Raw genomic sequence first — 12,789 nt, forward strand, 5'->3', positions numbered from 1 at the left:
TTGCATAAACAATCCTAATGAAACCCTGCGATGTGAGTGGTTAATTCTCACGCGTTTCTAAGGCTGGAGCCGTTATGAATGGGGAAAGAGTTGCGAATGAAAGGGTGCTGGCGCTGATCGCCAGTCAAAAAAATCACGGTGATTGCGATGTCCTGCTGCTGCACTGTGATGCGATACCCACAACCTGCTCAGTGCGAGAACAGTTGCGTCAGCAGGCGACACGTTACACTCGTGCCGTCAGTTCACGCTTGGCACAACTGACCCTGCGTAAACGCGAACCGGAGGCCGATTGGCAACAGGTTGATATTCATAACGCGCTATCGAGGCAGCGCATCAGTCAGCCGGGGTTCGATTGGGTGATTCTGCCCAATTCTGCCAGTGAAACCCTGTTGTGGCGTGATGTGCTCAAGCCGGGTGGCTGGCTGCTGTATGACAACGGCGACGACTGGCTATGCTGGCGCAATGAGCGTGGCAGTGAACCTTTTCCCCTTACCGACATTCAGCACGCCTATTGGCTTGGCCGCACGCATACGCTGGCGTTGGGCGGCATCAGTTGTCATGTGTGCTTTGAGTGGCGAATCGACAATTTCGATATTGCACGCTTCGAGCAGGCCTGGAATAAGGTGATTACCCGCCACGCCATGATGCGCGCCTGCGTCAACGATGATGGTTTGCAACATATCCTGCCTGAGGTGCCCTGGTATCCTATTCGCGTCAGTGACTGGCGCGGGGATGCCCCTTCTTTGCAACAACAAAAGTTACTGGAAAAACGTGGCCAATTGAGTGAGCAAGTACTCGATGCCAGCTGCTGGCCGCTGTTTGACTTGCAGGCCACACGCTTGAGCGACCGTGAAACCAGGGTGCATCTTGACCTCGACCTGCTGACTTTTGATGTGCAAAGTTTTCACATCGTGCTGGCGGAACTGGAGAGTAATTATCATCAGCCTGAGCGTCAATTACCGCCGCTGAGCTGGACTTTCCGCGACTATCAGTTGGCAGAGGTTCGTGATAAAGCGTCTCTTAGCTGGCGTAATGACCGTGATTGGTGGCTGGCGCGGCTGGATGAAATTTCACCTGCGCCGATTTTGCCGCTGGCTTGTCAGCCAGATCAGTTAACTAAACCGGAATTTCGCCGCTTACAGCGCCGTGTCGACAGCCAACATTGGCAGCGTCTCACACAGCATGCCGCACAGGTCGGTGTCACATCGTCAGCTATGTTGCTGGCTGTGTTCAGCGAAGTGTTAACGGGCTGGGCGGAGTCAGGGCGTTTCACCCTGAACCTGACGCACTTTAACCGCCATCCCTGGCATGCGGATGTCGCTGAGATGGTCGGCGACTTTACCGCCGTGCTGCTGCTGAGTGTGGATTGCAGCCAGAGTATGCCGTTTGCTGAACGCGCGCAGCGCATTCAACAGGCGTTACGTGAGCGACTGGCTCACAGCCGTTTTGGTGGCATCGATCTGTTACGTGAAAAAGCTAAACGTGACAGTCTTAGTGAAAGCACGTTAATGCCGGTGGTTTTCACCAGCTTGCTGGGAATGGATCTTGACCGTCTGGTGGAAGGGGCCAATCTGCTTGGCGAACCGGAGTGGCTATACACGGCTACGCCACAAGTATGGCTTGACCATCAGGTGATGGTGCGCAAAGGCACGCTGGAATATAACTGGATTGTGATTGATAACCTGTTCCCTGCAGGCATGATTGACGAAATGTTCGCGGTATACGGGGAGCGACTCGATGCACTGTGTGACGCTGCAAACTGGCAGCAGCCACTGGGCAATCTCCTGTCATCGCGGCAAGCGGTGATACGTCAGCAGGTGAACCACACCAATCAGTCTCTGACCCTGAAGCCGCTCCATGCCGGCTTCTTCCAACAGGTAGAACAGCGACCGAATGCCTGTGCACTGATCACTGCGAAGGGCAGTCTTAGCTATGCTGAACTGGCGCAAAAAGCATTGCAAGTCGCCGCTGCATTGCGCCCATTCGACGTCGAAAATCATCCGGTGGTGGTGTCACTGCCGAAAAGTGCCGAGCAGATTATCGCCGCCTTGGGTGTCATGGCCGCCGGTGCGATTCTGGTGCCTGCGGCTACTGACTGGCCACGTGCGCGACTGTTGCAGGTTATCAACAATGCTGAGGCGAGAGCGGTCATACTTGCTGACGTCGATCCTTTGTTAGCCACTGAGGTTCCGGTGCTGATCCTTGAAGATCTGCCAGCCGCTCAGTTGGCACCGCTCATGCCGCCTCTCAATCAACTGGCTTACATTATTTACACCTCCGGCTCAACGGGAACGCCGAAAGGCGTCGCGATGCAGCATGGCGCGACAGCCAATACCTTGGCGGATCTCTGCCAGCGTCTGTCGCTCGGACCAGACGATCGTGTCTTCGGCATATCGTCACTGAGCTTCGATCTCGCGATATTCGATCTCTTTGCCACGCTGGACGCCGGAGCAACCTTGGTGTTACCGCATCACACGGCATTGCGTGACGCCAGCGCCTGGCTGGGGCAACTGACCGCGCATCAGGTTACGGTATGGAACTCTGTTCCAGCCTTGATGGCGATGCTACTGGAGCAGGTCACCGATCAAACGCAGCTAAATTTGCGGGTGATTATGCTTTCGGGCGACTGGTTTAAGCGCGAACTGGCTGAGCGAATCGCCATCGCACTGCCAAAGACGCGCATTCTGGCGCTGGGTGGTGCAACCGAGGCGGCAATCTGGTCGAATCTCATGGATGCCACTCAATGTGATGCGCGTTGGCATGCTGTGCCCTATGGCTATCCCTTAAGTAACCAGCGTTATTACATTTTGGATGAACAGGGGCGCGATCGTCCGGCGGGAGTCGCAGGCGATCTCTGTATCGCAGGTGCAGGTCTGGCGCAGGGTTACTGGAAAGACAGTGCGCGCACGGAGCAAGCCTTTTTCTGGTCGCACAGACATCAGCAGCGTCTCTATCGCACGGGTGATTTGGCACGCTATGACGTTAAGGGCTGCATTGAATTCCTTGGGCGTCGTGATCGTCAAATCAAACTTAATGGCTATCGTATTGAGTTGAGCGAGATCGAACAGACGTTGATCTCCCACCCGTCAGTCAGCAACGTTGCGGTGGATATCGTGACGCGTGAGTCCGGTGCTGCACAACTGCTTGCCTGGGTTGTTCCTCACAGTGAAAACGCGCATCTACAGAACACGGCGTGGCGTCAGGTGGGGGATGTGGCGGCACAGCAGTTACCTTCCGCCACGGAAATTGCGTCACTCGCGGCGTTTCAGGCAGAAAGTGAATCACTGGCTCCGCTGATGATCTGGCAGTTGTTGCATGAGATGGCTTTTATTGAATCGGAGGGTTGGGTAATCGAAGAGGCGCGTCAGCGGGCCGGCATTGCAGCCTGTTTTGGGCGTCTACTGGAGCGCTGGCACAGCATTCTGGAAGAGGAGGGTATTATTGAGCTGCGGGGGCAACGCTGGTTCGCTGCCGAATGTGCGCCTAGCCTGCTTTCGATTGAGCAGCGCATTGATGATGGGAAAACGCGCTTGGGCCGCTGCCTGGCGTGGCACGCGCAGGGGGAAACCTTCCTTCATTGGCTGTTTGCCAGCCAGCACACCATGATCGAAGTGATGCGCGAACCGCGACTGGCGAACAGCCTGCTGTTCCCCGATGGGGAAAGCTCGGTCTCAGAAGCGCTTTATCAACGTAACAAGCTGGCGGACTACCTTGGACATATTGCTGCCACGCTGTTGCAAGCCGCGGTACAGAATAGCGAGCACCCGCAGGTGTTAGAGATTGGGGCTGGCATTGGCGGTCTGACCGCCAGTACGTTGCCGGCCTTTAATGCTGCCGGAACGGGACATTACTATCACACCGATGTCAGTCCGTGGTTCTCCCGCTATGCAGAACAACGATTTGGCCAATATAGCGCTTTACGCACCGGTCGTTACGATATTAATCAACCCCTCGATGAGCAAGGCTGGCAACCCGCTGGATTTGATGCGGTACTGGCTGCCAATGTCCTGCATAACGCGCATCGTCTCGATGTCACGCTGAGCGACATCTGGCGATTACTGAAACCTGGCGGTGCCTTGATTGTGTTGGAAGCCACGCAGGATAAAGCGCTGCAGTGGGTAACGGCTGCCGCCGTGCTGGAGCAAGCGGCAGAGGATCATAGTCAGCAAGACTCACCGCTTTTAGCGCGTGACGTCTGGCACCAGGCATTTCAGCGAAATGGATTTGTTGAGGTTGGTGAATGGCCACAGGCTGATATGCCACTCGCTTTTGCCGGACAACAAGTGTTTATGGTTCGTCGTCCCGCGGGTGTAACGGATGAAATGACCTTGCAGACCCGCATCCAACAACACCTGCCGAGTTACATGCTACCGGAACAGCTGATTTTTGTGCCACGTATCCCACTGAGTGTGAACGGTAAGCATGATCTCTCGGCTTTGCCGCGGCCTACTTTCGTTAAGGAGGAGAAACAGAGCGCCGCGGGCCGCCCACTGACGCCTGCAGAAACCGAATTGGCGGGCCATTGGCAGGCGCTGTTGAGCATAGAGCAGGTTAATGCTGATGAGGATTTCTTCCGTAGCGGCGGTGATAGCCTACTTGCCACGCAACTCACCGCGCGCCTGAGTCGGCATTACGACATGAAAGTCCCAATCGGTCTGATTTTCTCTCACAGCAAATTGTGTGATATGGCGCAGGCGCTTGAGGCGCTATCGAACAGAGCGCTGAATTATCCGTTGCTGGCGCTTAACAGTGGCGGTGAACAAACGCTTATCTGCCTGCATGCCAGTGATGGTGACAGCGCGGCTTGGGGGCAAGTGGCGGCACGTTTGCAGCAAGTGCACTGTGTTGGAGTGCAGTCGCCTGGATTCAGCACTGATGAACGGCCGTTAAATGATATTCCTGCTCAGGCAAAGCGTGCGTTGCATGCACTGCGTGAAGAGGGATTCAAGATGCCGTGGCATCTGGCGGGTTGGTCGATGGGAGCCGCAGTCGTTATTGAAATGGCTTGGCAGTTACAGTTGGAGGGTGAACACATTGCTTCACTGACGCTGGTCGATCCGCTACCACCTCAGTCGATGCAAGCCTGTGCGGCGGATGAGTATGGGTTATGGCAGTCGATGGCGAGTCAGGCTCAGAAGCATGAGATTACCAGCTTCGAAGGCATGGATCGCGCGCAGCGACTGAGGGCGTGGCGCAGTGTGTTGTCGGCGAATTTCCAGGGGGATGACCACGTGCTCGAGCGCAGAATTGCGGTCGTACAGAGTAATGTGCAGGCGATGTGCACGGCTCCTGTTCGTCAGATCACCGATCTCACCGTCAATATCATCGCGGCTGATACGCGTGCGACGGAGTGGGGCGATAGCTTTGCATGGCTGACACCCCAGTTCCCGCAAGGCAGCGTGATTGAGCCTATTGCAGATGCAAACCATTGGACATTGTTGACGCGTCCAGAATGCAGCGCTGTGCTGCAACGTATTTGTGGCGGGAGGCCGCGTTGAATAACGAAGCACAGGCGCGAAAGCGCGCCTTTTCACTTTATTTTCTGATTTTACTGATTTTTTTTGTGGCGTTAATAGGATGGTGGTGGTTGAGTTGGCGCGGCGTTGAACGCACCGATGATGCGTTTATCGATGGCCACATTGCTCAAGTTTCTCCGCAGATTGCGGGGCGGGTCGCGTCGATTGAGGTGAAGGATAACCAGCGTGTGAAAAAGGGTGACCTGCTTTTAGTGCTCGATGAACAGGATTATCAAATTGCGCTGCAAAAAGCGTTGGCCACGCGTCAGGTTGATGATGCCAATCTGGCACAGGCAAAGGCGAGTATCAGTGCCGGGCAAGCGACACTTGAGCAGAATCTGGCAAATGTGCAGCTAGCGGAAGCGAATTTAGTGCGCGACCGTAAAGATCATCAACGCTACCTTAACTCCAGGCTGGCGGTGACCGCGAGCGATCTGGATAGCAAAGCCGCGAGTGAAAAGGTCAGCGCGGCCTCACTGCTTGCTGCGCAAAAAAACGCAGATTACAGTCGGGCAGAACTCGATAAACTGAATGCGGCATGGGCGGCAGCACGGGCCACACTGCAGCAGGACGATACCGCTATCGCACAGGCGAAATTACAGCTCAGTTATACCGCGCTGTATGCGCCTTTTGACGGTTACGTGACTCGCCGTGATGTGGAAGTCGGTGATTATGTCTCTGCGGGGACAGTTTTAATGCGGTTGGTGTCTACCGAGAGATGGATAACCGCCAACTTTAAAGAAAACCAACTGCGCTATATGCGTCCGGGTCAATACGTTGAGGTCAGGGTTGATGCTTATCCTGATCAAACGTTTAAGGCGCATGTAGACAGTATGCAGCGTGCAACGGGCTCGGTATTTAACTTGCTGCCTGCGGAAAATGCGACCGGGAACTACGTTAAAGTGGTGCAGCGTGTTCCGGTGAAGATCGTCTTTGATCCGCCATTATCAAGCGATTCTCCGCTGTCTCCGGGAATGTCTGTGGTGCCAGAAGTCGATGTCCGCTGAGGCGTTACCGCGCTCCGCCGCGGGCAAGCACAATCCTTGGTTGATGGCCTGTATCGCGTCTATCGCGACCTTCATGGAGGTACTGGATACCACCGTTGCTAGCGTATCGCTCTGGCATATCTCTGCCAGTATGGGCGTGAGCTATCAAGAGGGGTTATGGGTGATCACCAGTTATCTGGTGGCGAATGCGTTAGTTTTGCCGATGAGCGGCTGGCTGGCAAACTGGTTTGGTCGCAAACGCTATTACATGGGCAGCGTGGCGCTCTTCACTTTAGCTTCATTGATGTGCAGCATGGCGCCCACACTGGAATGGCTACTGCTGGCGCGCGTGTTGCAGGGTATAGGCGGTGGCGGCCTGGCCCCCATTGAACAGTCCATGCTAGTGGATTCGTTTCATGAAAAGGCCCGTCCCAAAGCGTTTGCACTTTATGGCGTCACCATTCTTTTTGCCCCGGCGATCGGTCCTTTAGTCGGCGGTGTGATTACCGATGCGCTGAGCTGGCACTGGGTGTTTTTGATTAATGTGCCGATTGGCATGCTTTCACTCTTCCTCTCCTGGCGTTTTATTGACGAGCCGCCGCTACTACAGCAGGAACAACGCGCACGCCGTCAGCGCGGAATACAGCTTGATTGGCAAGGGGTGTCGTTAGCCGTGATAGGATTCGCGTCATTGCAACTTTGTCTCGATCGATTCGAGCGTTACGATGGATTTTCTTCCCCTTTCATTATTACTACCGCTCTGATTGCACTCGTTTGTCTGAGTTTTTTACCGCTGTGGGAGTGGTTTCATCCCGCACCCATTGTCGATATCAAACTCTTCCGCCATCGTAATTTCGCGCTTGGTGCAGTGTTGATGTTTCTTATTGGTCTGTTGGTCATCAGTACCACACAACTGCTGCCACAAATGACCCAGGAGTTAATGAATTATGATGCATGGACATCAGGACTGACGCTGGGCGCGGGCGGATTATTCATCTTGTTGTCGATGATGATAACGGGGGCGGTCGCCAGCAAAATGGATCATCAACAGATATTGGTCGTGATGGGATTGCTGCTAAGCGGCCTGGCACTATGGCATTTTTCCACGATGACGCTTCAAGTCGATTTCTCGACGCTGATGTGGGCGCGGGTATTACAAATGGTAGGCATCCCACTCATCTTGATCCCAGTTGCCTCGCTCTCCTACCGCGGGTTGCCCGCAGACAAAAGCAGCGAAGCTTCTGCCATGTCAACGTTGTTGCGCAACCTTGGGGGCAGCATCGGTATCGCCTGGGTGGCTAACGCGTTACATCAGCGAAGCCACCTGCACTATGAGCGTTTAAATGAGACCGTAACCCTGCCTGACACGATTTCTATTAAAACGATGGCGGAAGCCGCGTGGCAGCAGGCCAGCTTTATCGCTTATCTCGATATTTACTGGCTGCTGGGGATGATGGCCTTCTTGGCGTGCTGGCTTCCGCTCTTGTTCCACAAGGCGGTGAAGGTTAACTGACTGAAAGAGCAAAACGGTTTTTCAGCACATCATCAATGTCGTCTTTCGTCAGCTGCTGTTTTTCAATCCCGGAAGCGGTGATTGATGTCAGTATATCTCCCAGTAATATCAGCCGCCCTTCGGGGCGATGTTGAATAATCAGCAACTTCTGTACAAAGATAGCCTCAGGATGGGTAGAGTTGAGATAGTTGGCCGGAACAAAATCAATCCACTCCTGAGGTGACAGGTCGAAGCTATATTGATTGGACCATTCACCCTCTACATCAGCTTGTAACAGGTATCCACCTTGCGCGTTATGGCTGAGTCGGAAAGTGTCGAAATCCTGCTTTATGTCGGTATCTAGCAGGTCTAAGGCCATCGGCGCGCGGATACCATAGCTACCAAAACCCAAGTCGCAAAGCCACTGACGACCTTCGACTTCAGCAATGACCGCCATATGCGTTTTAGGTCGGCGCGCTGGGTAGAACATCGGCCGCGCTGCGACAAAACGGTAGGGTATACCTAATGCTTCCAGCGCCATGGCAAACAATCCATTGACCTCATAACAGTAACCTCCTCGCCCCTGTTGCAGCAGTTTATCGGCAATGTCATCGGGCGCCATTGACACGACTTTGCCTGCCTGGACATCCAGGTTTTCAAAGGGAATCGAAAACAGTTGATGGCGCATAAGGGTGTTTAGCGTCGCGCTATCAGCGGCGAGATGCCCGGTATAGTTTATGCGGCGGAGATAACGGGAAAGATTGAAGTTGTTGCTGTGCATACGGCCTCCTTGTTGTGATCTTGCCTGGTACTATAGATGGCGCTTAACATCGTCTGTATAGTCAGATTCATTGAAAATCAGACTGTACAGATCGACATGTCTCTCTCGACCCTGCCATCTCCCCATTACCGTCGTATCGCTGATATGTTGCGAATGACCCTCGCATCAGGCGCGTTGCGAGCCGGTGACCGGATGATCTCTGCACGCAAACTTGCCGAGCGAGAGCAAGTCAGCTTGCCAACGGCGCTGGAAGCGCTTCGCTGCCTTGAGGCCGAAGGGCTCATTTTTGCTCGACCGCGCTCGGGCTATTTTGTCCGTCAGACAGATGCCGTCCCAAGCATGCAGGTGGATCGCCAATTGTCTGGCCCGGTGCCTGTGGCGATGTCAGCCGTCGCTCGTTCCCTGTTCAGCAGTGCCGAAACCCGCCTCGTGCCCTTAGGTGCTGCGCTGCCCGATCCCGAATGGCTGCCTACTGAGGCGCTGCAGCGTGCATTGCTGGCAACGGGGCGTCGACTGGATGCGCGCGGGCAGAGCTACAGCCTGCCGCCTGGACGGGCAGACTTGCGGAATAAGATTGCCTCGCGTGCTGCACAGTGGGGGGCACGTTTTGCTGCAGGTGAGCTGGTCATCACCGCAGGTGCGACACAGGCACTGCGTCTTGCGCTCCGGGCCGTATGCCAGCCTGGCGATGCCGTTGCCATTGAGCAACCAGCCTATTTCGGTACGCTTTTACTGCTGGAAGATTTAGGTCTGAAGGCTTTGCAGATCCCTACCGATCCTCTTGAGGGTTTGATGCTGGAACCGCTCGCTGAGGCCATCCAACATCACCGTCCTGCTGCTGTCTTAGCCTCACCGACTGTTCAAAACCCGCTTGGTGCCAGCATGCCCGTTGCGCGCAAGCAGGAACTTGTTGTTTTACTCGCGCGTGCAGGGATCCCGTTAATTGAGGATGACGTCTATGGTGATCTGGCTGGGGAGGGGCAACGACCTCCGGCTTGCAAGGCGTTCGACCTGAGCGGAAATGTTATTTACTGCAGTTCAATGTCTAAAACGCTTGCTCCGGGTTGGCGTATTGGATGGATTGCGGCCGGACGCTACCATACCCAGGTCTTACAGGCGCGTATGGCCGGAGAGTGGGCCGGTGCGCCACTGCTGGAAGCGGCGATGAGTGAGGTTCTTTCCAGTGGCGATTACGATCGCCATCTACGGCGGCTAAAGTCACGGATTAATGAAGGGGTGAAAGCGGTTATTGCCTAGGTCGAGGCGAGTTTTCCGCCAGGTACAGGTGTTGCGATGCCTGCCGCCGGTTTCTTGTTGTGGGTAAAATTGCCACACTCGATTAATGCACTGGAAGTGCACCGTCGTGCGTTAGCGTTAGGGATTGGCGTCAGCCCTGGCCCCTTGTTTTCACCAGCGGCAGAACTCCAGAATTATCTACGATTAAACTGTGCGAACGAACCCACGCCTCACTTGTTGAACGCTGTGGGACAGATTGGCGCGCTTTGCCATGAACTGGCCAGGGTAGGGTAAACCATTAACCTGCACGCCAGTTTTGAAGTCCGGCGTGCAGGTTTCACTGTTAAGCGAATCGTTTCCTGAGATTAGAAGCGATAGTTCGCTGATACTGAAACGTTTCTCGGCTCACCGTATACGGTGTTTCTGCCGACATCAACATTGTAGGTCTTATCAAAGAGGTTATTCACATTAACCTGCACTGACAGCTGTTTGTTGACCTGGTAGCGGCTAAACAAATCAACCAGCGCATAGCTGCCCTGATTTGCATAGATGGTGCTGGCACCATCTGGCCCTGCTGCGTTATCCCACGTATTATTCTGCCAGTTCACGCCCCCTCCAATTGTCAGAGCCTGAAGCATTGGCAAGCGATAGCTGGTAAAGAGTTTCAAGGATGTGGTTGGCTGCGTTGTGTTAAGTGCTGCACCTTCGCCATCATGAGCGACGTAACGCGTGGCACCAAACGTCATCTGCAAGTTATCCGTCACCGCACCGTTGATTTCAAACTCTACCCCCTTACTGACCGTGCCATTTTGTTCATAGTAGGCATAGTCAGTACTGCCCGAGACCAAGGCATAATCAGTGGCGCCAAGATGGTCTTGCTCAATTCTAAACACGGCCAACGATGCCGTGATTCGGCTATTGTTCCAGTCGCCTTTGATCCCGGTTTCGTAACTTTTGCCTGTGACAGGAGACAGATAAGCACCACTGGCATTACGATAGGTCTGCGGTTTAAAGATCGAGGTATAACTGGCATAAGCGGAGTAGGTGTCATTAATGTCGTAAACCAGCCCTGCATAAGGCGTGACATTATTTTTCTCCATATTCTGCGTCAAGGTGTCGGCAGTATATTGGGTGTAGCGCGCACCCAGTATCAGATTTAACTTCTCTGCCAAAGACATACGTGTCGCAAGATAAGCTGATTTCTGATGAATGGTATTATCTTGAGATAAGCTCTGGTCATCCCAGTCGGGTTCTGGATAGTTGCCCCAATCATTAAAGTCACCCACATCTGCTGAGGTGAAGCTGGTGGATGCGCTGAAGTAACGGTCATTTTGACGCAGATAAGTGACACCGAACATCAACTCATGTTGACGGCCGAAGAGTTCATAAGGGCCTGATGCATAGGCATCGAGGGAGTCTTCTTTGCGTTTTGCGGAGTTATATCCTGTGCCGCCTAAAAGGTCATAGCCTGCGTAAGGGCCGATGCCGATTCCGGTAGTTTTATCAAAATACCCATCAATATAAAGCAACTTGCTGTCCATCGTGGCCTCAGTATGCGAGCCACTCAGATTAACCAGCCATCCGTTATCGAATGTGTGTTTTAGGTTTGCAAAGACCTTCTTCGAATCGCTGTTGTTGTAGGCCCAGTCTGGCGCGAGATTAGTGCTGCGGCTGTAATTGGTTTTGCTGCCATCAAGATAGAAGGTTGGCAAGCCACCCCAGGTTGCGCCTGAGATGTTAGTTTCCTGATAATCGTAACCTATCGACGCAGTGGTATTATCGCTCAAATCGGCATCGACAACGCCGTAAAGAAACTTTTTGCGCGTGTGGTAATGGTCGAGCCAGCTATCGCCGTCTTGATAACCGGCAATAACACGGCCGCGTACATTACCTGACTCAGTCAGTGGCGCGGAGATATCGCCTACATAACGCTGGGTGTCCCAGCTACCGTAACTGGCTGATACGTTAGCCTTGAATTCTTTGCTGTCAGCTTGTTTATGGATCATATTGATCGACGCAGCAGGGCTGCCAGCGCCCGTCATCAGACCGGTAGCGCCTCTAACGACTTCAATACGATCGTACACTGCCGTATCTGATAGCGTATCACCGACATTCCACTGCGAATCGATCAGAGTAGGCACACCGTCTATCTGATAATTATCAATCATGAAGCCGCGTGAGTAGAAGTTACTCCTGTTTGACCCTGAATTAAATTCTGAGATACCGGTTGTATTCTTGAGCGCATCGTTGAGCGTTACAAGCTTCTGGTCTTCTATGCGCTGCTTGGTAATGACGCTGACAGATTGCGGTGTATCGCGCACAGTGAGGGCCATTTTCGTTGATGCACGCGTGACCGGAACACTGTAATCCGTGCTTGCCTTATCATCGTTGTTATTTTGAGCAGCCGTAACCACTAAAGTTTGATTATTATCTGTGGTGGTTTCAGCATTTGCCGCTTGTGCATGAAGCGAGGAGGCGATGACTAAAGCCAGTAATGAAAATGAAAATACAGGCTGACCATAATTTTTTAAACGATGGAATTGATTACTGTTTAACGTTGAAAGAGCGGACATCTTGGTTCCCTTGTTAAAGGACAAATTATTTGGAAAGCAACAGGATGATAAAATGATTGTTATTGGATGTTTTTATGACCTAAACATTATGAATAAAATTTGAACAAATATATTTGTACTCTTGTTTAAGATAAAGTGGTGAAAATCATAATGATAATTATAATCATTTAAATTTCATGATCATAGATAGGTCTCATGCTTTAGC

Annotated in this window: 5 protein-coding genes and 1 pseudogene; 4 read left to right on the forward strand and 2 right to left on the reverse strand. The window is 53.2% G+C overall.

Going from position 1 to position 12,789, the window contains the following annotated elements; all coding sequences use genetic code 11:
• Positions 1-74: 74 nt before the first annotated feature.
• Genes F3J38_RS03250 through F3J38_RS03260 form a run of 3 tightly spaced genes read left to right on the forward strand, consistent with a single transcriptional unit; the run spans position 75 to position 8,015 of the window.
• The gene (locus F3J38_RS03250; protein WP_167135031.1) at positions 75-5,498 is read left to right on the forward strand and encodes a non-ribosomal peptide synthetase; all 5,424 of its coding nucleotides are present in this window, start codon (positions 75-77) and stop codon (positions 5,496-5,498) included.
• Complete coding sequence (locus tag F3J38_RS03255) at positions 5,495-6,523, forward strand: HlyD family secretion protein (protein ID WP_167135033.1); 1,029 nt, start codon at positions 5,495-5,497, stop codon at positions 6,521-6,523. Before F3J38_RS03250 ends, F3J38_RS03255 begins: the two co-directional genes overlap by 4 nt.
• Positions 6,513-8,015, forward strand: a complete 1,503-nt coding sequence (locus F3J38_RS03260; RefSeq protein WP_167135035.1) for a DHA2 family efflux MFS transporter permease subunit — start codon at positions 6,513-6,515, stop codon at positions 8,013-8,015. The genes F3J38_RS03255 and F3J38_RS03260 overlap by 11 nt, the downstream gene beginning before the upstream one ends.
• Here the strand turns inward: F3J38_RS03260 and F3J38_RS03265 are convergent.
• Positions 8,008-8,775, reverse strand: a complete 768-nt coding sequence (locus F3J38_RS03265) for an arylamine N-acetyltransferase family protein (protein WP_167135037.1) — start codon at positions 8,773-8,775, stop codon at positions 8,008-8,010. The two genes, F3J38_RS03260 and F3J38_RS03265, sit on opposite strands and share 8 nt — an antisense overlap.
• A gap of 96 nt (positions 8,776-8,871) precedes the next feature.
• Here F3J38_RS03265 and F3J38_RS03270 point away from each other — a divergent pair.
• Positions 8,872-10,305, forward strand: a pseudogene (locus tag F3J38_RS03270) (aminotransferase-like domain-containing protein).
• A 71-nt stretch (positions 10,306-10,376) separates the two neighbouring features.
• Here F3J38_RS03270 and fhuE read toward each other — a convergent pair.
• Complete coding sequence (fhuE, locus tag F3J38_RS03275; protein ID WP_167135039.1) at positions 10,377-12,584, reverse strand: ferric-rhodotorulic acid/ferric-coprogen receptor FhuE; 2,208 nt, start codon at positions 12,582-12,584, stop codon at positions 10,377-10,379.
• Between the last annotated feature and the right edge of the window lie 205 nt (positions 12,585-12,789).

Origin of the sequence: Candidatus Pantoea formicae (assembly GCF_011752625.1) — a bacterium.
Classification (GTDB): Bacteria; Pseudomonadota; Gammaproteobacteria; order Enterobacterales; family Enterobacteriaceae; genus Pantoea; species Pantoea formicae.